The 25,146-nt window shown below is 69.3% G+C and carries 23 protein-coding genes; 12 read left to right on the forward strand and 11 right to left on the reverse strand.

The window, feature by feature from the left end; genetic code table 11:
- The first annotated feature begins 51 nt into the window (after positions 1-51).
- From C7416_RS27170 to C7416_RS27180, 3 genes are all read left to right on the forward strand, one after another.
- Entirely contained in the window at positions 52-1,233 is a 1,182-nt protein-coding gene (locus C7416_RS27170; RefSeq protein ID WP_111521749.1) for a saccharopine dehydrogenase family protein, read from the forward strand.
- Complete coding sequence (amaB, locus tag C7416_RS27175) at positions 1,230-2,747, forward strand: L-piperidine-6-carboxylate dehydrogenase (protein ID WP_111521750.1); 1,518 nt, start codon at positions 1,230-1,232, stop codon at positions 2,745-2,747. Before C7416_RS27170 ends, amaB begins: the two co-directional genes overlap by 4 nt.
- A gap of 143 nt (positions 2,748-2,890) precedes the next feature.
- On the forward strand, positions 2,891-3,082 hold the full coding sequence (locus tag C7416_RS27180; RefSeq protein ID WP_111521751.1) for a hypothetical protein: 192 nt from the start codon (positions 2,891-2,893) through the stop codon (positions 3,080-3,082).
- A 28-nt stretch (positions 3,083-3,110) separates the two neighbouring features.
- Here C7416_RS27180 and C7416_RS27185 read toward each other — a convergent pair whose 3' ends face one another.
- The 6 genes from C7416_RS27185 to hemA form a co-directional block, all read right to left on the reverse strand.
- Positions 3,111-3,734: a UbiX family flavin prenyltransferase gene (locus tag C7416_RS27185; protein WP_111521752.1), complete on the reverse strand. Its 624-nt coding sequence runs from the start codon at positions 3,732-3,734 to the stop codon at positions 3,111-3,113.
- Positions 3,735-3,742: 8 nt separating this feature from the next.
- Positions 3,743-4,054 (reverse strand): Grx4 family monothiol glutaredoxin, encoded by a 312-nt coding sequence (gene grxD, locus C7416_RS27190; RefSeq protein ID WP_012354019.1) that lies wholly within the window; start codon positions 4,052-4,054, stop codon positions 3,743-3,745.
- A 121-nt stretch (positions 4,055-4,175) separates the two neighbouring features.
- Complete coding sequence (gene prmC / locus C7416_RS27195; protein ID WP_111521753.1) at positions 4,176-5,069, reverse strand: peptide chain release factor N(5)-glutamine methyltransferase; 894 nt, start codon at positions 5,067-5,069, stop codon at positions 4,176-4,178.
- A 155-nt stretch (positions 5,070-5,224) separates the two neighbouring features.
- Positions 5,225-5,554 carry a hypothetical protein gene (locus tag C7416_RS27200; RefSeq protein ID WP_018005248.1) on the reverse strand — a complete coding sequence of 110 codons (330 nt, stop codon included), beginning with the start codon at positions 5,552-5,554 and terminating at the stop codon, positions 5,225-5,227.
- A gap of 191 nt (positions 5,555-5,745) precedes the next feature.
- Positions 5,746-6,828 carry a peptide chain release factor 1 gene (prfA, locus tag C7416_RS27205; protein WP_092317999.1) on the reverse strand — a complete coding sequence of 361 codons (1,083 nt, stop codon included), beginning with the start codon at positions 6,826-6,828 and terminating at the stop codon, positions 5,746-5,748.
- Between the two features lie 99 nt (positions 6,829-6,927).
- Positions 6,928-8,232 carry a glutamyl-tRNA reductase gene (hemA, locus tag C7416_RS27210; RefSeq protein ID WP_062801867.1) on the reverse strand — a complete coding sequence of 435 codons (1,305 nt, stop codon included), beginning with the start codon at positions 8,230-8,232 and terminating at the stop codon, positions 6,928-6,930.
- A 167-nt stretch (positions 8,233-8,399) separates the two neighbouring features.
- Between hemA and C7416_RS27215 the strand changes: the two genes are divergently transcribed.
- Positions 8,400-8,645, forward strand: coding sequence for a hypothetical protein (locus tag C7416_RS27215; protein WP_111521754.1), 246 nt, complete (start codon positions 8,400-8,402; stop codon positions 8,643-8,645).
- Positions 8,646-8,717: 72 nt separating this feature from the next.
- On the opposite strand, the gene C7416_RS27220 is transcribed toward C7416_RS27215, so the two are convergent.
- Positions 8,718-9,485 carry a 5'-methylthioadenosine/adenosylhomocysteine nucleosidase gene (locus tag C7416_RS27220; protein ID WP_111521755.1) on the reverse strand — a complete coding sequence of 256 codons (768 nt, stop codon included), beginning with the start codon at positions 9,483-9,485 and terminating at the stop codon, positions 8,718-8,720.
- A 153-nt stretch (positions 9,486-9,638) separates the two neighbouring features.
- Between C7416_RS27220 and C7416_RS27225 the strand changes: the two genes are divergently transcribed.
- From C7416_RS27225 to C7416_RS27235, 3 genes are read left to right on the forward strand one after another with little or no spacing between them, the layout of a single operon-like run.
- Positions 9,639-10,685: a DUF2157 domain-containing protein gene (locus C7416_RS27225; protein ID WP_111521756.1), complete on the forward strand. Its 1,047-nt coding sequence runs from the start codon at positions 9,639-9,641 to the stop codon at positions 10,683-10,685.
- Positions 10,682-11,797 carry a DUF4401 domain-containing protein gene (locus C7416_RS27230; protein ID WP_111521757.1) on the forward strand — a complete coding sequence of 372 codons (1,116 nt, stop codon included), beginning with the start codon at positions 10,682-10,684 and terminating at the stop codon, positions 11,795-11,797. The genes C7416_RS27225 and C7416_RS27230 overlap by 4 nt, the downstream gene beginning before the upstream one ends.
- Positions 11,794-12,291, forward strand: a complete 498-nt coding sequence (locus C7416_RS27235) for a GDYXXLXY domain-containing protein (protein ID WP_111521758.1) — start codon at positions 11,794-11,796, stop codon at positions 12,289-12,291. Before C7416_RS27230 ends, C7416_RS27235 begins: the two co-directional genes overlap by 4 nt.
- A 73-nt stretch (positions 12,292-12,364) precedes the next feature.
- Here the strand turns inward: C7416_RS27235 and ychF are convergent, their stop codons facing one another.
- Together ychF and C7416_RS27245 are read right to left on the reverse strand one after the other, a co-directional pair.
- Positions 12,365-13,456: a redox-regulated ATPase YchF gene (gene ychF, locus C7416_RS27240; RefSeq protein WP_111521759.1), complete on the reverse strand. Its 1,092-nt coding sequence runs from the start codon at positions 13,454-13,456 to the stop codon at positions 12,365-12,367.
- Between the two features lie 286 nt (positions 13,457-13,742).
- Positions 13,743-13,994: a hypothetical protein gene (locus C7416_RS27245; protein WP_111521760.1), complete on the reverse strand. Its 252-nt coding sequence runs from the start codon at positions 13,992-13,994 to the stop codon at positions 13,743-13,745.
- A 198-nt stretch (positions 13,995-14,192) separates the two neighbouring features.
- Between C7416_RS27245 and C7416_RS27250 the strand changes: the two genes are divergently transcribed.
- From C7416_RS27250 to C7416_RS27270, 5 genes are all read left to right on the forward strand, one after another.
- Entirely contained in the window at positions 14,193-15,482 is a 1,290-nt protein-coding gene (locus C7416_RS27250; RefSeq protein ID WP_111521761.1) for a UbiH/UbiF family hydroxylase, read from the forward strand.
- Between the two features lie 66 nt (positions 15,483-15,548).
- Positions 15,549-16,307, forward strand: coding sequence for a DsbC family protein (locus C7416_RS27255; RefSeq protein WP_111521762.1), 759 nt, complete (start codon positions 15,549-15,551; stop codon positions 16,305-16,307).
- Positions 16,308-16,392: 85 nt separating this feature from the next.
- A complete protein-coding gene (acuI, locus tag C7416_RS27260; protein WP_111521763.1) occupies positions 16,393-17,397 on the forward strand; it encodes an acrylyl-CoA reductase (NADPH) in 1,005 nt (334 codons plus the stop codon).
- Between the two features lie 72 nt (positions 17,398-17,469).
- Positions 17,470-19,284 (forward strand): M61 family metallopeptidase, encoded by a 1,815-nt coding sequence (locus tag C7416_RS27265; protein ID WP_111521764.1) that lies wholly within the window; start codon positions 17,470-17,472, stop codon positions 19,282-19,284.
- A gap of 59 nt (positions 19,285-19,343) precedes the next feature.
- A complete protein-coding gene (locus C7416_RS27270) occupies positions 19,344-21,719 on the forward strand; it encodes an FUSC family protein (RefSeq protein ID WP_111521765.1) in 2,376 nt (791 codons plus the stop codon).
- 154 nt (positions 21,720-21,873) lie between these two features.
- On the opposite strand, the gene C7416_RS27275 is transcribed toward C7416_RS27270, so the two are convergent.
- Together C7416_RS27275 and C7416_RS27280 are read right to left on the reverse strand one after the other, a co-directional pair.
- Positions 21,874-23,205, reverse strand: a complete 1,332-nt coding sequence (locus tag C7416_RS27275; RefSeq protein ID WP_111521766.1) for an ABC transporter ATP-binding protein — start codon at positions 23,203-23,205, stop codon at positions 21,874-21,876.
- 12 nt (positions 23,206-23,217) lie between these two features.
- Positions 23,218-24,972 (reverse strand): ABC transporter permease, encoded by a 1,755-nt coding sequence (locus tag C7416_RS27280; protein ID WP_181461328.1) that lies wholly within the window; start codon positions 24,970-24,972, stop codon positions 23,218-23,220.
- Between the last annotated feature and the right edge of the window lie 174 nt (positions 24,973-25,146).

Below are 25,146 nucleotides of genomic sequence, written 5' to 3' on the forward strand. Positions count from 1 at the left end.
ATCCATACTCCAGTCAACGGGAATCCTCTTTTTCTTGTGGACGGAGACACCATGCAAGCCTCGAGTCTCGGCCGGCAGGCCCCGCGCGACCTGCCCAAGGCGGCCCGCCCGCTGCACGTGACGGTGCTGGGCGCCGGCAAGATCGGCCGCACCATCGCGGCCATGCTGCACGACAGCGGCGACTACCGCGTCAGCGTGGTCGACCATGACGCGCGCCGCCTCGATGGCCTGCCGCGCGGCGTGCTGGCGCGCGCCGGTGATCCCACCGAGCCGGGCACCTGCGCCGCGCTGCTGGCCGGCGCCGACGCCGTGCTCAACGCGCTGCCGTTCCATGCTGCGATCAGCGTGGCCTCGGTGGCGGCGCGGCTGGGCGTGCATTATTTCGACCTGACCGAGGACGTCGCCGCCACCCAGGCCATCCGCCAGCTGGCGCAGGGCGCGCGCTCGGTGCTGATGCCGCAATGCGGGCTGGCGCCGGGCTTTATCGGCGTGGTGGGCCACGACCTCGCGCAGCGCTTCCTGCGCGGCGGCGGCGAGCTGCTGGACCTGCAGATGCGGGTGGGGGCGCTGCCGCGCTATCCGAGCAATGCGCTCAAGTACAACCTGACCTGGAGCACCGAGGGACTGATCAACGAATACTGCAACCCGTGCGAGGCCATCGTCGACGGCCGGCGCGTCGAACTGACGGCGCTGGAAGGGCTGGAGAGCTTTGCGCTGGACGGCATCGAATATGAAGCCTTTAATACATCGGGCGGCCTCGGCACGCTGCCCGAGACGCTGGCCGGGCGCGCACGCCATGTCGACTACAAGTCGATCCGCTATCCCGGCCACTGTGCGCTGATGAAGCTGCTGCTCAACGACCTGCGCCTGCGCGAACGCCGCGACTGGCTGCGCGATATCTTCGACCGCGCCATTCCGCTGACCGAGCAGGACGTGGTGATCGTGTTCGCCACCGCCACCGGCTATCCGGCCGGCGGCGAACGCGGGCGCGGTCCGCTGACCCAGGCTTCGTTCTCGGCGCGCATCGGCGGGGTCGACGGCGCCGAGGGGCACGTCAACGCGATCCAGCTGACCACGGCCGCGGGCATCTGCACCGCGCTTGACATGGTGGCCAGCGGCGCGCTGCCGCAGGCGGGCTTCGTACGGCAGGAGTCGATGCCGCTCGACGCCTTCCTGGCCAACCGCTTCGGCCGCCACTACACGCAGCATCCGCTCCAGGAGAGCCTCGTATGAAAGCGCAAGAGTTTGCCGCCTGCTGGGATTCGCTGGGCCTGCCGCGGCCGTGGCGTGAGGGCACGCCTGCCGGCGCCGTGACGGTGCGCTCGCCGGTCGACGGCGAGGCCATCGGCCACGTGCCGCCTTGCACGCCGGCGCAGGCCGACGCGCTGATCGCGCGCGCGCACGCGGCGCAGAGCACCTGGGCGCTGCTGCCGGCGCCGGCACGCGGCGAGATCGTGCGGCGTTTCGGCGAGGTGCTGCGCGAACACAAGGCGGCGCTGGGCCGGCTGGTGTCGCTCGAATCCGGCAAGATCCTGCAGGAAGGGCTGGGCGAGGTGCAGGAGATGATCGACATCTGCGACTTCGCGGTTGGCCTGTCGCGCCAGCTGCACGGGCTGACCATCGCCTCGGAGCGCCCGCAGCACGCGATGCGCGAGACCTGGCATCCGTACGGGCTGTGCGGCGTGATTTCGGCGTTCAACTTCCCGGTGGCGGTGTGGGCGTGGAATGCAGCACTGGCGCTGGTATGCGGCAACGGCGTGATCTGGAAACCGTCGGAAAAGGTGTCGCTGTGCGCGCTCGCCGCGCACGGCCTGCTGGAGCGCGTGCTGGCCGCGGCGGCGCCGCAGCACGGCGGCATCTCGGCGGTGCTGCCGGGCGGGCGCACCCTGGGCAGCCACCTGGTCGAGCACCCGGCGGTGCGGCTGGTCAGCGCCACCGGCTCGACCCGCATGGGCCGCGAGGTCGGCATCGCCTGCGCCGGGCACTTCAAGCGCTGCATCCTGGAGCTGGGCGGCAACAACGCCGCCATCGTCGCGCCCTCGGCCGATATCGAGTTGGCGGTGCGCGCCATTACCTTTGCCGCGGCCGGCACCGCGGGGCAGCGCTGCACCACGCTGCGCCGCTGCTTTATCCATGCCGACCTGATGGACACCATGGCGAGCCGGCTGATCACGGTGTTCGACCGGCTGCCGGTCGGCGATCCGCTGGAAGACGGCACGCTGGTCGGCCCGCTGATCGACAGCGCCGCCGGCGACGCCATGGCCAACGCGCTGGCGGCGTGCCGGGCGCAGGGCAATATCGTCACCGGCGGCGAGCGCCTGCTGGCAGACCGCTATCCGCATGCGTACTACGTGCGGCCCGCGCTGGTGATGACCGACGCGCAGCACGACACCATGCTGACCGAGACCTTCGCGCCGATCCTGTACCTGATGCCGTACACCTCGCTGGATGAGGCCATCGCGCTGAACAATGCCGCCGCGCACGGGTTATCGTCGTGCATCTTCACCGAATCGATGCGCGAGGCCGAGCGCTTCCTGTCGTCGGCGGGCAGCGATTGCGGCATCGCCAACGTCAATATCGGCACCAGCGGCGCGGAAATCGGCGGCGCCTTCGGCGGCGAGAAGGCGACTGGCGGCGGGCGCGAATCGGGCTCGGATGCGTGGAAGGGCTATATGCGCCGCGCCACCAACACCATCAACTACGGCGATTCGCTGCCGCTGGCACAGGGCATCCGCTTCGAAATCTGACCGCATCCAGGGGGCCGCGGCATGGCGCGTAGGGAACGGTAACAAGCGTTACACGGCTTTGACGCCGTATTACGCGTTCCGCCCGTATAACGTCAGCAAGGCAGGCACATGCCCGTTGCGACCCCAAGGATGAAATGATGAGAATGCTGACGATTGGACTGGCTGCCGGTGCGGCATCGGTGACCCTGTTGGGCGGCTGCGCCGTCTATCCCACGCCCGCCGGCCCGGCGGTCGGTCCGGCGCCGGTGTACGTGGCGCCCGCGCCGGTGGTGGCGCCGCGTCCGTACTACTACGGCGGCTATGGCTACTATGGCCGCGGCTATCGTCGCTGGTAATCCCTGCCGGTAACCGAGGCGGCCGGACTCAGTTCCCGCTCGCGTCGCCGGTGCGGGCATTCAGCCCGCCCCAGCTGGGCGCGAGGGTCTGGCCGATCTGCGGCAGGTCCACCAGGTCGAGCACGCGCCCTACCGTATGGTCGACCAGCTCGGCAATGCTCTGCGGCTTCTGGTAGAAGCCCGGCACCGGCGGGAACACGATCCCGCCCATTTCCGTCACCGCCGTCATGTTGCGCAGGTGCGCAAGGTTCAGCGGCGTTTCCCGCACCATCAGCACCAGCTTGCGGCGCTCCTTGAGCGTGACGTCGGCGGCGCGCGTGATCAGGTTGTCCGAGAAACCATGCGCGATCGCTGCCAGCGTGCGCATCGAGCATGGCGCCACCACCATGGCCTGGGCACGGAACGAGCCGCTGGCGATGGTCGCGCCGATGTCGCGCACGTTGTGCACCACGCTTGCCAGCGCTTCGACCTCGGCGCGGCCGATGTCCAGCTCGTGCTGCAGGTTCATCACGCCGGCCGGCGAAATCAGCAGGTGGGTTTCCACCGCGGGCGCCGCGCGCAGCACCTGCAGCAGGCGCACGCCGTAGATTGCGCCGGTGGCGCCGGTGATGGCGACGATCAGCCGTTGCGGTGTGCCGCCAGCCCCGGACATGGCGCAGCTCAGCCCTTCAGCAGGGTTTGCAGTTCGCCGTTCTGGTACATCTCCATCATGATGTCCGAGCCGCCGATGAATTCGCCGTTCACGTAGAGCTGGGGAATGGTGGGCCAGTTGGCGTATTCCTTGATGCCCTGGCGGATGCCTTCGTCGTCCAGCACGTTGACCGTGGTCGGCGCATCGACGCCGCAGGCCTTCAGGATCTGGATGGCGCGGCCCGAGAAGCCGCACATCGGGAATTGCGCGGTGCCCTTCATGAACAGGACTACGGGGTTGCCCTTGACGATTTGGTCGATCTGTTGCTGCACGTCGCTCATGGTTTGCTTTTCAGTGGGGCGAGGCCGTGTCGCGGGCGCCGCCTGGGGAGAATGGAATACCGCGCGGCCGGGCCGCACGGCGGGAATCTGATGCCGATTTTACCGGAATCGCCGCGGCGATTCAGGGTGCCGCGGCCGTGCCTGCGGGCTGCGCGCCCGGCCAGCGTCCGCCGGTGCAGCGCTCCAGCCCGGCCAGGTCGCGCGCGGTGAAGACCTCGTCGAAGCCGCCGGCTTGCAGCAGCTGCCGCGTGGCCGCGGCCTGGTCGTAGCCGTGTTCCATCAGCAGCCAGCCGCCCGGCAGCAGCCGCGCGCCGGCGCCGCCGACGATGGCGCGCAGGTCGGAGAGGCCGTCGTCGTGGTCGGTCAGCGCGTCGATCGGCTCGAAGCGCAGGTCGCCTTCGGCCAGGTGCGGATCGCCGGCGGCGATATAGGGCGGGTTGCTGACGATCAGGTGGAAGCGCAGCTCCGGCGGCAGCGCCGCGTACCAGTCCGAGACCAGGAACTCGATATGCTCGGCGCCCAGCGCGCGGGCATTGTCCTGCGCCACCATCAGCGCACCAGGCGAGATGTCGGTGGCCCAGACCCGCGCGTCGCGCCGCTCGCGCGCCAGCGTCACGGCAAGGATGCCGGAGCCCGTGCCGAGGTCCAGCACCTGGGGCTGCGGCACCGCCGCCAGCCGCGCCAGCGCGGCTTCCGCGGCGACCTCGGTATCGGGACGCGGGATCAGCACATCGGGCGTGACGCGGAACTTGCGGCCGAAAAATTCACGCTCGCCGATCAGGTAGGCCATCGGCTCGCCCGCCAGCCGCCGCGCCAACAGCGTGGCAAAGGCGTCGCGCTGGGCGATGGTGAGCACGTCGGTGTCGCGCGTGATCAGCTGGGTGCGGCTCAGGCCGGTGACATGGGTCAGCAGCATGCGCGCTTCCAGTGCAGGCAGCCCGGCCATGGCGGCCAGGGTCTGCGCCTCGCGCAGCGTGGGGGTGGCCGGCAGCGCGGTGGAGTCGGGGGTGGACATCGCGTGGGTAAAAGACGGTTCTGGTGCCGGCTATAAAAAACCCCACCGGTGCGGGACCTGGCGGGGCTTTGGGGCGGTGCTCTGGTGAAACTTCCGGCTTCGTGCCAGTGTACCGCTCATCGGCGGCGGCAGGCGTAATGCCCCCGCCGGGGCGATTACTTATTGACGGCGTCCTTGGCCTTGTCGGCGCCGGCGTTGACGGCATCCTTGGCGGCCTGCTTGGCATGCTCCATGGCGTTGCCGGCGTCTTCCTTGGCCTTCTCGGCGGCAGCCGAAGCATTCGAGGCGGCGTCGCTGGCTGCAGCCTTGGCGGCATCTGCGGCGTTGCTGGCGGCAGCGGCGGCATCGCTTGCGGCGGCCTTGGCGGATTCCGCGGCGCTCTGCATCGCGCTCTCGGCGTTCGAGGCGGCGGGCGGCGCTTCTTCCTTCTTGCTGCAAGCGGCCATGGCCGCGGTGATCATCAACAGCGCGAGCAGTTTTTTCATGATTTCGTCCTAGCTATGTTCTCGGGAGTGACTACCCGGCACCATTCTCCGTTTGCCGGTCGAAATCGATTATAGACAGCGACCTTACCCCCGCCAGTGCTGTTTCAAGCATTTACAACAGATACAAAGACATCGGCGACTTTACGCGGTGTTCATCACCGAAGCCTCGACCGGATGTCACAAAGTAGCGCTCAGGCGTCTTCGCCCAACGCCGCCAGCTGGTCGGCCTGGTGCTCGGCGGACAGCGCCGACAGCAGCTCGTCCATGTCGCCGTCCATGATCATGTCGATCTTGTAAAGCGTCAGGTTGATGCGGTGGTCGGTCACGCGGCCCTGCGGGAAGTTGTAGGTGCGGATGCGGTCGCTGCGGTCGCCCGAGCCGATCAGGTTGCGCCGAGTGCTGGCCTCGCGCGCCTGCGCGGCGCGCGCCTGCATGTCCTTGATGCGGGCGGCGAGCACCTTCATCGCCTTGTCCTTGTTGCGGTGCTGGCTGCGGTCGTCCTGGCATTCGACCACGATGCCGGTGGGCAGGTGGGTCAGGCGCACCGCGGAATCGGTCTTGTTGACGTGCTGGCCGCCCGCGCCCGAGGCGCGGAAGGTGTCGATGCGCAGGTCGGCCGGGTTGATCTCGACCTCGCCGACCTCGTCGGCCTCGGGCATCACGGCCACCGTGCAGGCCGAGGTATGGATGCGCCCCTGCGCCTCGGTGGCCGGAACGCGCTGCACGCGGTGGCCGCCCGATTCGAACTTCAGCCGCGAAAACGCGGCATCGCCGGCGATCCGGATGATGACTTCCTTGTAGCCGCCCAGGTCCGATTCGGACTCGCTCATGACCTCGACCTGCCAGCGCTGCCGTTCGGCATAACGCGTGTACATCCGCAGCAGATCGGCGGCGAACAGCGCGCTTTCCTCGCCGCCGGTGCCGGCGCGGATTTCCAGCAGCAGGTTGCGGTCGTCGTTGGGGTCCCTGGGCAGCAGCAGGCGCTGCAGACTGGCCTGCAACGCTTCCAGCCGGTCGCGCGCGGCGGCGATCTCGTCGGCGGCGAAGTCCTTCATCTCCGGGTCGTCGAGCAGTGCCTGCGCGGTGGCGAGGTCGTCCTGGGCCTGGCGGTACTGGCCGTATTGCTCGGCCACGGGCGACAGCTCTGCATGCTCGCGGCTGAGCTTGCGGTACTGGTCGATATTGGCGGTCGCGTCTTCGCGCGCGAGCAGGGCGTTGACTTCGTCGAGTCGCTCGGCCAGTTGGTCGAGCTTGGCAAGCATGCTGGCTTTCATCGGGGCGGACAGGGAATGGGGTGGGCCGGGCCGCGCGCGCAATGGCAGGGGCGACGGCGAGGGCGTGCCGGGCGCGGCGCGCCGGCAAGGCGAGCGCGGCTAGCGCTCGGAATGGCTGCTGTGGCGGAACAGGCCCGGCACCAGGCGCAGCAGCGCCTCGCGGTCCTCGCCCTGGGTGTGGTTGAGCGCGTGCGTGGGGCCGTGCAGGAACTTGCGCGTGAGCGCGCCGGAGAGTGCCTCGAGCACGGCCTGCGGATCGTCGCCGCGCGCCAGCATGCGGCGCGCGCGCTCCAGCTCGGCCTGGCGGATGGCTTCGCCGCTGCTCTGCAGCTCACGGATGACCGGCACCACGCTGCGGGTTTCCAGCCAGTGCATGAAGTTCTGCACGCGGCTTTCGATGATGGCTTCGGCCTGCGCCACAGCGGCCTGGCGCAGCGCGTTGCCTTCGCGCACGACCGCGCCGAGATCGTCGACGGTATAGAGGAAGACGTCGTCCAGGCGCGAGACTTCGGGCTCGACGTCGCGCGGCACGGCCAGGTCGACCATCATGATGGGCCGGTGCTTGCGCCGCTTGACTGCGCGCTCCACCGCGCCCAGGCCGATGATCGGCAGCGAGCTGGCGGTGCACGACACCACGATGTCGAACTCATGCAGGCGCTCGCCCAGGTCCGACAGGCGGATCGCGTTGGCGGTCAGGCCCTGGCCGCTGAGTTGCTCGGCCAGCTTCTCGCCGCGTTCGACGGTGCGGTTGGCGACCACGATCTGGCGCGGCTGCTGCGCGGCAAAGTGGGTCGCGCACAGCTCGATCATTTCGCCGGCGCCGATAAACAGCACGCGCTGGGTCGAGACGCTTTCAAAGATCCGCTGCGCCAGCCGCACCGCGGCCGCGGCCATCGACACCGAATGCGCGCCGATCTCGGTCTGGCCGCGCACTTCCTTGGCCACCGCGAAGGTACGCTGGAACAGCTGGTTCAGGTACGTGCCGAGCGAGCCGGCTTCGCCGGCGGTGCGCACCGCGTCCTTGAGCTGGCCCAGGATCTGGGTCTCGCCCAGCACCATCGAATCGAGCCCGCTGGCCACGCGGAAGGCATGGCGCACGGCTTCGGACTGCGGCAGCGCGTACAGGTGCGGCGCCAGTTCCGTGGCCGGCACGTTGTGATGCTGCGACAGCCAGCGCAGGGTGTGCTCGAAACCATCGGTGCCCGGCGTCAGCACGTCGGTGGCACAGTAGATTTCGGTGCGGTTGCAGGTGGACAGGATCGCGGCTTCGGTGCCGCTGCGCCCCGACAGGTGGGAGCGCAGCGCCCCAAGAGCCGGCTTGATCTGCTCGAGCGGAAACGCCACCCGCTCGCGCAGCGAGACGGGTGCCGTGGTGTGATTGATGCCGATCGCGAGCAGTTGCATTGTTGGGGACTGGTGCGGTCCGGAGCGTGGCCGGACCGGATGTCATTATACCGCCGGGACCGATCATTGCAGTCGCCCGCCGCGGTGGGTGGCAGGGGCGCCGGATTGCAGTATCGTTACGCCGCAGCCGGTTGCCGGCTGTGATGCGGACAACACAGGAGAAGCGGATGCTGGGCACCTTGATCGTGGGTTTGCTGGTCGGACTGGCGGCACGCCGGCTGCACCCGGCAGGGCGCGTGGTGACCCTGCCGGCCGCGCTGGTGCTGGGCGCGGCGGGTGCGGCGGCGGCCTTCTACAGCGGCCGCGCGCTGCATTGGTTTGTCGACGGCCAGCTCGGCAGCTGGCTCGCGGTGATCGCCGGGGCGGCGCTGCTGGTCGGGTTCTGGGGCACGGTGCGGCCGCGCGGTCGGTAAATACTGAACCGACTTTCCGGTCAGGAATCTGCACGCGGCTTGATCCCGGTCAGTCGGCCGCGATGCCTGGCGTCAGGCCCTCGCGGCCAGCAGGCGGCGCAGCACCCCGCTGGAATAGTGGCTGGCTACGTCGGTCAGGAATGCCGAGAAATCCACATGCGCGGTGTCGTCGGCGCGGTCCGAGATGGTCCGCATCACCGCATAAGGCACGCCATATTCATGGCAGACCTGCGCCACCGCGGCGCCTTCCATCTCCACTGCGAGCAAGCCGGGCAGCCGCTCGCGCAGCTCCGCCACCGCGGCGGGCGAGCCAATGAACTGGTCGCCGCTGGCGATCATGCCCCGATGCAGGGTCGGCGCCGCGACGCCAAACTTCTCGCGCACCGCGCGCGGCACGTCGACGGCCAGGTCGTCTCGCAGGAAGCCAGCCGCGGCGGCATGCAGCTCGGCCGTCAGCGCCGCATCGGCCGGGAATTCGGCGCGCTCCAGCAGCGGCACCTCATGGCGGCCGAAGAACGGGCGCGCGTCCAGGTCATGCTGCAGGGTGCGGTCGGCGATGACGATGTCGCCCACCTGCGTGGCCGCGCCGATGCCGCCGGCCAGGCCGGTAAAGACGATCTGCGTGGCCCCCAGTTCGCGGATCAGCGTGACCGTGGTGGCCGACGCCGCCACCTTGCCCATGCGCGCCAGCACCAGCACGCACGGTTGCCCGTACAAATGGCCGCTGTAGTAGTCGCGCATGCCGATGGTGCGTACGGTGGCGCGGCTGTCGTCATGGCGCATGGCGGCGACGAGGCCGTCGACTTCATCGTGGATGGCGGCAAGGATTCCGAGGGTCATGGGGCGTGGGCAAATGGGACAAGGGCCACAGCATACCGGCCCGCGCAGGCAGGGCCTAGATGGCGCGCGAGCGCACGCCCCCTCCCACGCAACAGGTGCGGCCCACGTATCACTTTGCTAAAGTCGCCGTCATTCCAGCACGCAAGGGCGAGCATGCAAGCAACCCGCATCGGAGCAAATGGCCCGGACCGCGAAGCCGTTGGCGAGCGGCGCGCCATCCGCCAGGCACTGGCCCACTGGCGCGCGTTGGGCCGCCTGGCGCCGGCCGCGGTCGCAGCGCCGTGGGCGCGCACCGAACCGGTCGCCGGTGACTGGCGCCGCTGGCTCGACACCGCGCTGATGGCGCTGGGCACCGCGCTGCTGTGCGCCGGCGTGATCGTGTTCTTTGCCTTCAACTGGCAGGACCTGCACAAGTTTTCCAAGTTTGGATTGCTGGCCGGCGCGATCACGCTGCTGGGAGGCTTTGCCTGGCTACGCGCCGCGGGCGATGCCGCCGGCCGGGCCGCGCTCGGCGGCGCGCAGGTGGTGGCGGGCGTCCTGCTGGCGGTGATCGGCCAGACCTACCAGACCGGCGCCGACCCCTGGCAGCTGTTCGCGCTGTGGGCGCTGCTGGCGCTGCCGTGGGCGCTGGCGGCGCGCGCGGCGCCGCACTGGTGGCTGGTGATCGTGGTCGGCAACCTGGCGCTGCTGCGGTACTTCAGCCTGCGCTTCGGCGTCGACGGCGTGTTCTCGCTGCTGTTCGATTCGCGCCACGTGCGCACCGCCACGCTGGCGTTGCTGGGCGCGGTGGCGCTGCAGCTGTTGCTGTGGCAGCTGCTGTGCGCGAAGGCGCCGTCGCTCGGCTTCCGCGGGCTGACCGGCGGCCGCATGCTGGCGGCGCTGGCTTGCCTGCATGCCGGCTCGCTCGGGCTGGCCAGCGTGCTGCGCAGCGACTTCGACGGTGCCGCCTTCGCGCTGGCGGTGCTGGCGCTGGCCGCGCTGGTCTGGTGGTTCCGCTGGCACGTGTTCGACATCGTGGTGCTGAGCCTGGCCTGCCTGACCGGCATCGTGCTGGCCGTGGCCGCGATCGCCAAGGTGCTGTTCGAGGGCAAGGACGATTTCGGCGCTTTCCTGTTGCTCGGCCTGCTGACCATCGGCCTGGCCGCCGCCGCGGCCGCGTGGCTGATGCGGGCCTGGCGCAGCCAGCTGGAGCAGGCATGAGCAACGTACTGCAGACCGAGCAACGGCTCTGGCAACAACTCGCCGCACGCGGCGAGGTACAGGGCGAGGCGCCCGCGCATCCCCATACGCCGTGGGCGGTGCGCTGCCTGATGGGCGCGGCGGGCTGGCTCGGCGCCTTGTTCTTCCAGTTCTTCCTGGTCGGCACGGTCTTCGTCGCCGCGCGCGAGAACGGCGTGGCGATGGCCGTCACCGGGCTGGCCATGATTGCGCTGGCGGCGCTGCTGTACTGGCGCGGCGGCGGCATCGCCGCGGGGCAGTTCGCGCTGGCGGTCAGCCTGAGCGGGCAGGGCATGGCCGTGTTCGGCCTGACCGAGGCGCTCGGTTTCACGCGCGTGGTCGAGAGTGCCGGCTTCTGGGCCGCGCTGGCGCTGTTCGAGGCCGCGCTGGCGTGGCTGGTGCCCAACCGGCTGCATCGGCTGCTGTGCGGGCTCGGCGCGTGGATTGGGCTGGCCGGCGCGGTGCATCTCGCCATCGCCGGCAGCAAGCCGGACGACTGGCTGCTGCTGACGTGGTCACTGGGCTGGCTGGTGCCACTCGGCGCCGCGCTGGCGGCCGGTTTCACGCTGGCCGAAGCGCGCCTGTGCGCGGACGGCCGCCATGCGCTGCTGGAACCGTTGGCCGACGCGACCCTGCTGTTCACGCTGGCGGCGGCGCTGGTCGTCACCGGCATGAGCCATCCGCTGGCCTGGCTGGAGGGGCCGGAAGCAGTGCGCATTCCGCTGGCGCACTGGGCCGCGGGTGGTCTGACCACGCTGATGCTGGCCGGCTTCGCGCTGGCCGAATGCCGCCGCCTGACGCTCGGCCCCGCGATGCAAGGCGCCGTGCTCGGCGGACTGGTGGCGTTCGGCGCCCTGATGGCGGCCGCGCCGGCGGTGGTGGCCGGCGTGCTTGCGCTGGGGCTGGCGCTGCGCCGGGCCTCGATGCCGTGGCTGGGGCTGGGCGTTACCAGCATCGCCATCGGCTTCATCTGGTACTACTCGGCGCTGCACTGGACCTTGCTGGCCAAGTCCGCCACGCTCGCCGCGGCCGGCGTGCTGCTGCTGGCCGGGCGCCACTGGCTGCTGCGCCGCGCACAGATGGAGGCCGCATGAAACGCTGGATCCTGATCGCCTGGGCGCTGACGCTGGCGCTGGCCGCCGTCGGCATTGCCGGCAAGGAACGCCTGCTGGCGCGCGGCGATACCGTCTTCCTCAAGCTCGCGCCGGTCGATCCGCGCTCGCTGATGCAGGGCGACTACATGGCGCTGAACTTCGACATCGGCAACCAGATCCGGGCCGCCCGGGCGCAGGACCGGCAGCTCCCGCGCGACGGCGTCGCCGTGATCCGGCGCGACCCGCAGGGCGTTGCCAGCTTCGTGCGCGTGCACCGCGCCGAGCCGCTGGCGCCGGGCGAGCAGCTGCTGCGCTACCAGACCGCGCGCTCGCGCTGGGGCGGCATGCAGGTGCAGGTGTCGACCGACGCGTATTTCTTCCAGGAGGGGCAGGGCAAGCGCTTCGCGCAGGCCGAGTATGGGGAATTCCGAGTTGGCGCGGACGGGCAGGCGCTGCTGGTGGGCTTGCGCGGCAAGGGGATGGAGCAACTGTGACGCGGGCGTTAGGTACGCCGCACCAGTGAAAAAGCCCGCATCGCTGCGGGCTTTCTCATGGGTCTGGTGGCAATCAGACGTTGAACAGGAAGTTCATCACATCCCCATCCTTCACCACATACTCCTTCCCTTCCGCCCGCATCTTGCCGGCTTCCTTGGCGCCGGTCTCGCCCTTGAAGGCGATGAAGTCGTCATAGGCGATGGTCTGCGCGCGGATAAAGCCGCGTTCGAAGTCGGTGTGGATCACGCCGGCGGCCTTGGGGGCGGTGTCGCCCACGTGGATGGTCCAGGCGCGCACTTCCTTGATCCCGGCAGTGAAGTACGTCTGCAGGCCCAGCAGCTTGAAGCCGGCGCGGATCACGCGGTCCAGGCCCGGCTCTTCCATGCCCAGGTCGGCCAGGAACTCGGCCTTGTCGGCGTCGTCGAGGTCGGCGATCTCGGCTTCGATGGCGGCGCAGACGGCGACCACGGGGGAATCGGTCTGCTTGGCGTATTCGCGCACCGCGTCCAGGTGCGGGTTGTTGTCGAAGCCGTCTTCACGCACGTTGGCCACGTACATGGTCGGCTTGGCGGTGATCAGGCAGAACGGGCGGATCGCATCCCACTCTTCCGGCGCCAGGTCCAGCGTGCGCACGGCCTTGGCCTGGTCCAGCACGGACTGGGCCTTTTCCAGCACGGCAACCAGGCGCTGGGCTTCCTTGTCGCCGGCGCGGGCCGGCTTGACGTAGCGCGCCAGCGCTTTCTCGACGGTGGCCAGGTCGGCCAGCGCCAGTTCGGTGTTGATGACCTCGATATCCGACAGCGGGTCCACGCGGCCGGCCACGTGGATCACGTTGTCGTCCTCGAAGCAGCGCACCACGTGGGTGATGGCATCGCATTCGCGGATATTGGCCAGGAACTGGTTGCCCAGGCCCTCACCCTTGGAGGCGCCCGCCACCAGCCCGGCGATGTCGACGAACTCGACCGTGGCCGGCAGGATGCGCTCCGGCTTGACGATATCGGCCAGCTTCGCGAGCCTCGGATCCGGCACTTCCACCACACCCACATTGGGCTCGATGGTGCAGAACGGATAGTTTTCGGCGGCGATGCCGGCCTTGGTCAGGGCATTGAACAGCGTGGACTTGCCGACATTGGGCAGGCCGACGATGCCGCATTTGAGGCTCATGGTGTGGTCTTCGGAATCAAGGGGTTGCGTGATGCCACCAGTGCCGGCAGCGCCGTGGCGGGCGCGGATCGCGCGTTACCGCCTGGGACTGCGTCGGGACGAGACAAAGACATCACATCGCGCTGGCTCGGCGAGGTTGCACGCGTTTGCCACGGAAAACCGCGATTGTAACCTTTTGGGGGGCCGTAGCGGTGTCAGGGGAACAGCGACCCGCTGGCAAACAAAACGGCCAGGGTGTCAGCCTGGCCGTGCATCGTGGACGGGTGCCGGATCGTGATGGTGGCGATCAGGCGCCGTCGGTGAACTGGTCCCGCATCTCGGAGGTTTTTGCGCCGTCCGTGAACGTGTCGCGGGTTCCGGTCGTGCGCGCGCCGTCGGTGTAGACATCAAACTTCGACGCCTTTGCGCCATCCGTGTAGACATCGAACTTCGAAACCTTCGCACCATCCGTATAGACGTCGCGAAGTCCGGTACCCCCGAATGCCGTGCCCATGGCCCCTGCGGTGACGACGGCAATCAATAGTGATTGTTTGAGCATTGTTCCACCTCCCTTCAGGTGGTGAGTTCCCCGGCCAGAAATATTCGCTTCAATATAGGCCCGGGCGTGTCCGCGGGCGCAAGCGCCGCCCCTATTGTTTTGTTCTAAGGCTTATGACGTGCAGCTATAAGGAGCGCCGATGAGGGGATGCGCGCCTGGCGCGGATGGGCCCCGGAGTGACGTGGCTATAATCCAGCCATGACCCGATCCCACGCGTCCGCGCGACCCGCCGCGCGCAAATCCTCCGCTTTCCAGGTTGCCGTCGTCGGTGGCGGCATCGTCGGCAAGTCCTGCGCGCTGCTGCTGGCCCAGCAGGGCATGGACGTCGCGCTGATCGCGCCGAAACCGGCGCGCGCCGCGGCCAGCGCCGGGCCGGACGACTGGGACAGCCGCATCTACGCCTTCTCCGCCAGCTCGCAGGCGCTGCTGGAGCGCATGCGCGTGTGGGAGGCGCTGGACCCGGCGCGGATCCAGCCGGTGCGCGACATGCGCGTATTCGGCGACGTCAGCGCCGCCGAGACCTCGCCCAGCTTCGACGGCGACCTGCATTTTTCCGCGTATGCCGCGGCGGTGCCGCAGTTGGCGTGGATCATCGAGTCGCGGCTGGTCGAGCGCGCGCTCGATACCGCGCTCGGCTTCCAGCACCAGGTGACGTGGCACGACGGCACCGCCGGCGTGTGCGAGCGCGACCCCGACGGCATCACCCTGACGCTGGAGAACGGCAGCAAGGTGCGCACCGCGCTGGCGATCGGCGCCGACGGCGCGCGCTCGTGGCTGCGCCAGCAATGCCATATCGGCGTCAGCACCCGCAAGTACCGCCAGCTTGGCGTGGTCGCCAACTTTGCCTGCGAGCGGCCGCACCATGAAACCGCGTGGCAGTGGTTCCTGGGCGCGCCGGAAAAGCTGATGGCCGACGAGGAGCCCGCCAACGGCGAAGTGCTGGCGCTGCTGCCGCTGCCGGGCAACCATGTATCGATGGTCTGGTCCGCCGACGAGGCCCACGCGCGCGAGCTGCTGGCACTGTCGCCGGAGGCGCTCGCCGCCACCGTGATGCAGGGCGCCAGTGGCGCGGTCGGCGCGCAGTTCGGCACGCTGCGCTGCGTGACCCCCGCGCAGGGCTTCCCGCTGGTGCTGCAGCGTGCCGACCAGTTCGTGCAGCCGCACGTGGCGCTGGTGGGCGACGCCGCCCACGTGGTGCATCCGCTCGCCGGCCAGGGCATGAACCTGGGCCTGCGCGACGTGGCGGAACTTGGCCGCGTGATGGCCGACAAAGAACCTTTCCGCAGCGAGGGCGACCTGCGCCTGCTGCGCCGCTACGAGCGCGCGCGCGCCACCGACCTGTTGTCGCTGACCGCCGCCACCGACGGGCTGCACCGGCTGTTCTCGCTGCCGGGCAGCGTGGCGCGGGTGGTGCGCAATACCGGCATGCGCGCGGTCGGCGGCCAGTCGCTGCTCAAGCGCATGCTGATCGGGCGCGCGCTCGGCTAGGTTCGCACGCACTGTCCGCCCCGTACGCTCCCCCATACGCCCCCTCACCGAATTCCTGGAGTCAACATGTTCCCATCCCTGCGCCGCCGTCCCGCCGTCTACGCCACCATCACCGCCATCGCCGGCGGCCTGGCCGCGGCCGGCTTCGCGCTGCATGCCATGGCGGCGGGCGAGCCCGGCACCGACCGCATCAAGGAGTCGCTGCAGAAGATGCTGGGCGGCCGCGCCGAAGTGAAGAGCGTCGGCAAGACCCCGGTGCCCGGCCTGTTCGAAGCCAATATCGGCGGCCAGGTGGTGTACACCGACGCCACCGGACGCTACATCCTGAACGGCGAGATGATCGATACCCGCACCGGCACCAACCTGACCGAGGAGCGGCTGGCGGAGATCAACCGCATCAAGTGGTCGGACCTGCCGCTGGCGCGCGCGATCAAGTGGACCAAGGGCGATGGCAGCCGCCAGGTGGCGGTGTTCTCCGATCCCAATTGCGGTTACTGCAAGCGCATCGAGCAGACCTTCCAGCAGATGGACAACATCACCGTGTACACCTTCCTGTACCCGGTGCTGTCGCCGGATTCCGAGACCAAGTCCAAACAGGTCTGGTGCGCGGCGGACCGCACCAAGGCCTGGCGCGACTGGATGCTCAAGCAGGTGGCGCTGACCGGCAACGGCAGCTGCAAGACCCCGCTGGAAGAGAACCTGGCCCTGGGCCACAGCATGAACGTGACCGGCACTCCGGCGGTGTTCTTCACCGACGGCACCCGCATCCCCGGCGCGGCGGACGTCGCCACGCTGGAGCGCAAGCTCGCCAGCATCAAGAAATAAGCGCGCGCCGGACCTGTCCGGCCGTTGTGCTTTCTGCCTTTCCCATCATTGCAAGCGATCGCCGCCAGGCGACCAAGGAGACACCATGACTTTCCAGGCAGTGCTGCTGACCCAGGCCGACGGCGCCACCCAGGCCAACCTGGCCACCCTCGACGAAGCCCAGTTGCCGGCCGATGGCGACGTGCTAGTTGCCGTCGATTACTCCACCATCAATTTCAAGGACGGCCTGGCCATCACGGGGCGCTCGCCGGTGGTGCGCAAATGGCCGATGGTCGCGGGCATCGACGGTGCCGGCACGGTGCTCGAGTCCGCGCATCCGCGCTGGAAGGCCGGCGACAAGGTGGTGCTGAACGGCTACGGCGTGGGCGAGACTCACTGGGGCTGCCTGGCGCAGCGCGCGCGCCTGAAGGGCGACTGGCTGGTGTCGCTGCCCGCCGCCTTCACCACACGCCAGGCCATGGCGATCGGCACCGCGGGTTATACCGCGATGCTGTCGGTGCTGGCGCTGGAGCGAGGCGGCGTCAACGGTCCGGTGCGCCCCGGCGACGGCGAGGTGCTGGTAACCGGGGCCTCGGGCGGTGTGGGTTCGGTGGCGATCGCGCTGCTGAGCAAGCTGGGCTACCAGGTGGTGGCTTCGACCGGCAAGACGCGCGAGGCGGATTTCCTGAAGGCGCTCGGCGCCGACGACGTGATCGACCGCGCCGAGCTGGGCGCGCCCGGCAAGCCGCTGCAGAAGGAACGCTGGGCCGCGGTGATCGATTCGGTCGGCTCGCACACGCTCGTCAATGCCTGCGCGCAGCTGCGCTACGGCGGCGTGGTGACGGCATGCGGGCTGGCGCAGGGGCTGGATTTCCCCGGCTCGGTCGCGCCCTTCATCCTGCGCGGCATCACGCTGCACGGCATCGACAGCGTGATGGCGGCGATGCCGCTGCGCGAACAGGCCTGGCAACGCCTGGCCAGCGACCTGGAACTGGACCGGCTCAATGCGCTGACGCGCGAGATCGGCCTCGGCGAAGCCATCGACGCCGGCCGCAAGATCATGGAAGGCGCCATGCGCGGGCGCGTGGTGGTCGATGTGAATCGCGCCTGAGCGGCATCAGGCCGTCTCACCGCGCCTTCCCGCGTCGGCGCTGCATGCAGCGCCGACGTTACAATCCTGCCCATGACGCCGATCCGCTACGCCATCGCCCCGCTTCAGCCTGAAGCGCACCTGTTTGCCGTTACCGTCACCGTGAGCGAGCCCGATCCGGCCGGGCAGTGTTTCTCGCTGCCGGCGTGGATTCCCGGCAGCTACATGATCCGGGACTTCGCGCGCAATATCGTGCGTATCCGCGCCGACGTGGGCGGGCGCGAGATCGCCTTGAGCAAACTCGACAAGCAGCGCTGGCAGGCCGCGCCGGTCACCCTGGCCGACGGCCCGCTGACGCTCAGCTACGAGGTCTACGCCTGGGACCTGTCGGTGCGCGCCGCGCATCTGGACACCACCCATGGCTTCTTCAACGGCAGCTCGGTGTTCCTGTGCGTGGAAGGGCAGGCCGAGCGCCCCTGCACGGTCGACATCCATGCCCCCGCGGGCGAGGCCTACCGCGACTGGCGCGTGGCCACCGCCATGCGCGAGGCGCCCGGCCGCGACGGCGCGAAGCGCTACGGCTTCGGCCGCTACCAGGTGGCCGATTACGACGAGCTGGTCGACCACCCGGTCGAGATGGGCACCTTCCAGCTGGCCAGCTTCCGCGCCTGCGGCGCGCAGCACGACGTGGTCTTCACCGGCCGCGTGCCGCAGCTGGACCTCGAGCGCGTGTGTCGCGACCTGAAGCGCATCTGCGAAACCCAGATCCGGCTGTTCGAGCCGCGCACCGCGCAGGCGCCGTTCCTCGACAGCAACCGGCGCTACGTGTTCATGACCATGGTCACCAGCGACGGCTACGGCGGCCTGGAGCATCGCGCCAGCACCGCGCTGATCTGCTCGCGCAACGACCTGCCGGTGCGCGGCAACAACGAAACCAGCGAGGGCTACCGCACCTTCCTCGGGCTGTGCAGCCACGAGTATTTCCACACCTGGCACGTCAAGCGCATCAAGCCGGCCGCATTCGTGCCGTACCGCCTGGCGCAGGAAACCTACACCCCGCTGCTGTGGCTGTTCGAGGGTTTTACCAGCTACTACGACGACCTGGTGCTGGTGCGCTCGGGCTGCGTCACCGAGGCGCAGTATGTCGAGATGCTGGCCAAGACCTGGAACGGCGTGCTGCGCGGCAATGGGCGCACCAAGCAAAGCGTGGCCGAGAGCTCGTTCGATGCCTGGACCAAGTACTACCGCCAGGACGAGAACGCGCCCAACGCCATCGTCAGCTATTACACCAAGGGCGCGCTGGTGGCGCTGGCGCTGGACCTGACCATCCGCGACAAGACCCGCGGGCGGCGCTCGCTCGACGATGTCATGCGCGCGCTGTGGCGCGCCTACGGCCGCGGCTTCTACGCCCCGGACGCGGTGCAGCGCGGCGTCACCGAGGCCGAGGTCCATGCGCTGTTCGATGAAGTCACTGGCCTGCGCCTGGGGCCGCTGCTGCGCGCGCTGACCGAAGGCACCGGAGAACTGCCGCTGCCGTCGCTGTTCAAGGCGTTCGGGATCAAGGCCGAGGCGCAGAAGCCGGCGCGCACCGCGGCGCTGGGGATCAAGGTCAAGACCGAGGACGGCTGGGTGCGCGTGACCCAGGTGCTCGACGGCGGCGCCGCGCAGGCCGCGGGCCTGTCCGCCGGCGACCTGCTGGTCGCCGTCGACGGCGTGCGCGTGGCGCCGGGCCAGCTCGACAAGCTGCTGGCACGCTACCGCACCGGCGACCGCATCGAGCTGCACGCCTTCCGCCGCGACGAGCTGCAGGCGCTGCCGGTGACGCTGGCGCGCGAGCCGGCGGCGCAGTTCAAGCTCAAGGCGGAAGGCGGGCGGCATGCGGCGCGCTCGCGCTGGCTGGGCCAGTGAGCTAGCCTGCTTTCGCCGCGACACCAGACCACGTCACCGCAGTCCATCGCCCCCGCTGCATGCAATACGCGCACGATCCCCGCACCTTCCTGTATTCGCACTATGTGTACCGCGGGCTGCGCTCGGCCACGGGAGTGATCGGCGCGACGCTGATCGCGCTGCATTTCAGCGACCTGCCCACCGCGATGGTGGTATCGATGGGCGCGCTGTGCACCAGCCTGATGGACCTGCCCAGCCCGCTGAACCACAAGTTCAACGAGATGCTGGCCAGCGTGCTGCTGTGCAGCGTGGTCACGCTGGTGGTGGCGCTGGCGACGCCGTTCCCGCGCGTGATGCCGTTCCTGCTGGTGCTGGTGACGTTCATGGCCGGCATGATGACGGTGTACGGCAACAAGACGCTGCCGCTGCAGTTCGCCGCGCTGTTCGTGATGACGCTCACCATCAACGAAGACTTCCTGGTGCGGCGCGCGCTGGAGCATGCGGCGCTGTTCAGCGTCGGCGCGGTGGCCTACCTTGGTTACGCGATGCTGGTGAGCTGGATCACCGAGCGCCGGACCCGGCAACAGGTGCTGGCCGAATCGCTGTACGAGCTGGCGGGCTATCTCGAGATCAAGGCCGGCTTCTACGACGCCGGCAACGACTTCGAGGCCCAGTTCAACCAGCTGGTGCGACAGCAGATCGTGGTGGCCGAGCGCCAGCAGGCCGCGCGCGACCTGGTGCTGCGCGGCAACCGCACCCCGCACGACGGGCTGCTGGTGCAGGTGCACCTGCGCATGCTCGACCTGTACGAGTACATCCTGTCGACCAACACCGACTATCCGATGCTGCGCCAGACCTTCGCCGGCACGCCGGTGCTGGACCACCTGCGCGGGCTGGTGATGCAGATGTGCAAGGACGTCGAAGAGATTGCCTACGAGGTCACGCGCGGGCGCGGCTCGTACGCCACGGTGGAATACCGCCAGGGCCTGCGCGCGGTCGAGGCCGAGATCGCGCAGCTGCGCCACCACCATATCAACCCCGCGGCGATGACGGCGCTGGTCGAGACCCTCGACATGATGCGCGGCGCGATCACGCTGATCGGCCAGCTGCACGAGGCTTCGCGCACCCCGGTGGAGCCAGCCAAGGTGCTGCCCGGCTCCGACATGACGCCGTTCCTGACGCGCCAGAAGTACGAGCTGAGCGTGCTGCGCGACAACCTGAAGTGGACCTCGCCGGCGTTCCGCTTTGCGCTGCGGGTGTCGATGGCGGTGGCGCTGGGCCTGTGGATTGCCGAGCGCCTGCCTTACGTGTCGCACAGCTACTGGATCCTGCTGACCATCATCGTGATCCTGAAGCCAAACTTCAGCATGACCAAGCAGCGCTACAACGACCGCGTGATCGGCACGCTGATCGGCTGCGTGGTCTCGGTCGCGATCCTGAAGGTGGTGCACCAGCCGCTGATCCTGCTCGGCGTGCTGTTCCTGTCGCTGGTGGCCAGCGCCGCCTTCGTCACCATCAAGTACCGCTACACCGCGATCGCCGCCTGCATCCAGGTGCTGATCCAGATCCACCTGCTGATGCCCAACAGTCCCACCGTGGCGGGCGAGCGGCTGGTGGATACGGTCATCGGCGGCATCATCGCGTCGCTGTTCAGCTTCGTGCTGCCGAGTTGGGAGTACCGTGCCATCCCCAAGCTGGTCGAGGCCGTGCTGCAGGCCAACCGGCGCTATATCGCCGCCACGCGCGACCTGCTGCTGCGCCGGGCCAAGGATGACTTTGCCTACCGCGTGCAGCGCAAGCAGTTCATGGACAACCTGTCGGCGCTGATCTCGTCGTTCCAGCGCATGCTGGACGAGCCCAGGAGCCGGCACCGCGCGGTCGACAACCTGAACCGCTTCATCGTGCAGAACTACCTGGTCGCCGCGCACGTGGCCGCGGCACGCATCCAGGTGCGGCAGCACTACGAGGAACTCGATCTCCCGGCCGCCGAGGCCGCGATCGAGCAGGCCACCGAGGCCGCCAGCCACAGCCTGCAGGTGGCCAGCGAACGGCTGCACGCCGACGAGCGCGGCGGCGGCCGCGGCGCCGGCTTTATCCGCAGCGCCAAAGCGCCGGCGGCAGTTGTTGTCGAGGCGGCGGCTGAAGCGGTCCCTGAAGCGGCCCCCGAAGCGGCCCCTGAAGCGGTCGCGGCAACCGTCACGCCCGAAGCCGAGGAAGACGCCGCCGCGGAACGCCGCGCCCGGCTGGCGGACTCCGCCGACAAGCGCCGCACCGACACGCTGGTGCAGGCCGCCGCGGCGGGCGAGTCGAGCGAACAGGCAGGGGCGACCTCAAGCTCCACCGGCCGCGCCGCCAACGCGGTGCTGGAGCGCCGGCTGCGCGCGCTGCGCGAGGATGCGGCCAAGATCGCGCTGCGGACGGGAGCGATTGGCAGGGCGATGCGGGCGCGGTCGTAGAGCGCGGGGTTTCTCCCCTCTCCCGCTTGCGGGAGAGGGGCGGGGGAGAGGGCAGGAGCCCCCACGAAGTGAACGCCGTCGCCCTGGCCAGCGCCGGCCCTCTCCCCCAACCCCTCTCCCGCGGGCGGGAGAAGGGGGCAAGCTCGGCGCGACGTTAAGCGCCGCGCTCCGCCGCCCCCTCATCCTCCGGCAACGTCAGCACCCCGCTGTTATAGCGGTACTCAAAAATCTCCCCATACCGCCCCCATCCGATCGCCACGCTCAGCACGCGTTCGGCCTCCGCCGGCTTGAGGAACTGCTCCAGTTCCCCGAGCACCTGTTCCTCGCCGATCTCCCCGCTTTCGCTCGCCAGCAGTTCGCGCCGCACATGCGCGGCCAGCGCGATGTTGGCGAGCAATTGCCGGCCGAAGATGGCCTTGCGCTGCTGCGGCCCGGCGGCGTAGTAGGCGCGGCCGGCGTCGGTGGCGGTGATGTCGCCGGCCTCGATCGACACCAATTGCACCAGCTGCAACGCTTCGCACGCCGGCAGCAGCTCGTCGTCGGTCAGGCCGGCCTCGTCGGCAAGGTGCGGCAGGTCGGCGCGGCCCTGGAACGGGGCTTCGCACAGCAGGTCGAGGATGGCTTCCATCTGGCTGATGTCGGCGTCCGGCAGCCGGTAGCCGATCTCGCGCGCGGGCGCGGGCAGGCGCGCTTCGGCCGCCGGGGCCGTCATCAGCGCGTAGATCTGGTCGACCAGCGCGCGCACCTGCGCACTGTCGCGGTTGCGCGGACGCGGCAGCGCCACCGGTACTTCGGCGCGGATGCGGCCGGGGTCGCTCGACAGGATCACGATGCGGTCGGCCATCATCACCGCTTCCTCGATATTGTGCGAAACGATCAGGATGCTCCTGATATTGGCGCGCCCGCTTTGCCACAGCGCCAGCATCTCGTCGCGCAGGGTCTCGCCGGTCAGCACGTCAAGCGCCGAGAACGCTTCGTCCATCAGCAGCAGGTCGGGCTCGGTCACCAGCGCGCGCGCGATGCCCACGCGCTGGCGCATGCCGCCCGACAGCTCGCGCGGCAGCGCGCTGTTGAAGCCGGCCAGGCCGATCATGTCGATCGCGGCCTCGGCGCGGCGCTCGCGCTCGGCCCGGGGCACGCCCTGCGCCTCCAGCCCCAGCTCGACGTTCTGCTGCACCGTCAGCCATGGGAACAGCGCGAACGACTGGAACACCATGGCGATGCCTTCGGCGGTGCCGGCCAGGCGCTGGCCGCGAAAGCGCACCTCGCCGCGGTCGGCGCCGACCAGCCCCGCCATGATGCGCAGCAGCGTGGACTTGCCCGAGCCGGACTTACCCAGCATGGCGACGATCTCGCCCTCGCGCAGGGTCAGGTCCACGCCTTCGAGCACGGCGCGGTCGCTCTGGCTGGCGGTGCGGAAGATCTTGCCGACGCCACGTAGTTCGATCACGGCCGCGGCGGTGGGGGGTGCAATGTTCTCTGCCATCGTTGCCTTGCCTTACAGGCGGGTGCGCTCCTGCGCGAGTTGGTACAGGCGGTTCCACAACAGCCGGTTGAAGCCCACCACGAACAGCGCCATCACGCCGATGCCCAACGCAATGCGCGGGAAGTCGCCGCGCGCGGTGGTCTCGGCGATGTAGCTGCCGAGCCCGGTGGCGACGATGGTGCGGTCGCCCCAGGTCACGTATTCGGACACGATGCTGGCATTCCACGAGCCGCCCGCGGCCGTGACCAGGCCGGTCAGCAGGCTCGGGAACACCGCCGGAATCAGGAAGCGTCTCCACAGCAGCCAGCCGCGCAGGCCGAAGTTGCGCGCGGCCAGCTTGAGCTCGGTGGGAATGCCCGAGGCCCCCGCGATCACGTTGAACAGGATGTACCACTGGGTGCCGAAGATCAGCAGCGGGCTCAGCCAGATCTCCGGATTCAGCCCGAAGCGCACGATCAGCATCACCGCCAGCGGAAACATCAGGTTGGCCGGGAACGCGGCCAGGAACTGCGCGATCGGTTGCGCGATGCGCGCCAGGTCCGGGTTCAGGCCGATGCGGATGCCGATCGGCACCCATACCAGCGCCGCCAGCGCAATCAGCACGATCACCCGCAGCATGGTCAGCGTGCCCAGCCACAGCACATGGACGACTTCGGCCCAGCCGACTTCGCTGTGGACGAAATAGCCGACGCGCAGCAGCGCGGCCAGCGCCACCAGCACGATCACGGCGTCGCGCGCGCGGCCCAGCCATAGCGCCCGGCGTGGATCGGCCGGTCGGGCTGGTGCCGGCGTGCGCGTGTGCGCGCCCCACGCCAGCGTGCGCGCGGCCAGCGCCGCCGCCTGCGCCAGCAGCGCGCCCACCCACGCCGAGCGGCGCAGCAGGTCCAGCAGCCAGGACTGCGGCAGCTTGACCTGCGCCAGGGTCTCGAAGCGGAAGCGGTCGGCCCAGGCCACCAGCGGGCGGAACAGCAACTGGTCGTACAGCAGGATGCCCACCAGCATCGCCACGATGGCCCAGCCGATCGCGGCCAGGTCCTGCTGCTGGATCGCCAGTGCGATATAGGAGCCGATGCCGGGCAGCCGGATATCGTGGCCCGACACCGAGATGGCCTCGGAGGCGACCACGAAGAACCAGCCGCCCGACATCGACATCATCATGTTCCACAGCAGCCCCGGCATGGCGTACGGGACTTCCAGCCGCCAGAAGCGCTGCCACGCCGACAGCCGGAACATGGCCGCGGCCTCGAGCAGGTCGCCCGGAATGGTGCGGAACGACTGGTACAGGCTGAAGGCCATATTCCAGGCCTGCGACGTGAAGATGGCAAAGATCGCCGCGCACTCCACCCCCGCCAGGTTGCCGGGAAAGAGGGCGATGAAGCCGGTCACGGTGATCGACAGGAAGCCCAGCACCGGGATCGACTGCAGGATGTCCAGCGCCGGCACCAACACCTTCTCGGCGCTCCGGCTCTTGGACGCCAGCGCGGCAAACGCCAGCGAGAACAGCAGCGACGCCGCCAGCGCGGCCAGCATGCGGATGCTGGTGCGCATCAGGTAATAGGGCAGGTAAGCCACGTCCAGGTGCACCGCCAGAGGCTGGTCGGGCCGGAACGGAGCATTCATCTGCTGCGCGGCGAACGCGATCATCACGATCACGGCCAGGATGATCGGCAGCAGCGCCAGGTCGAAGCGGTTGGGCGGGGCGCGCAGCAGCTGGCTGTCGAAGCCAGGGGCGGGCTGGGCCGCGTTGCGGTCGGCGGGTGGCATCATGGGCGCCTGTCGGACTGTGTGGGGCTGTGTCGAGCTTGCAGGGCGAAGGCTTGTGGCCTGCCCCGGCTTCGCGGCCCCGGCGGACAACGGCAAAGCCCGCATGCCGCCGGCTTCATGCTGATCACGCCGGGCGGCGCGCATCCACTGGTAACGCCCGGCATGGCGGTCTAGTTT

Source organism: Cupriavidus phytorum (genome assembly GCF_003254285.1).
Taxonomy (GTDB): Bacteria; Pseudomonadota; Gammaproteobacteria; order Burkholderiales; family Burkholderiaceae; genus Cupriavidus; species Cupriavidus phytorum.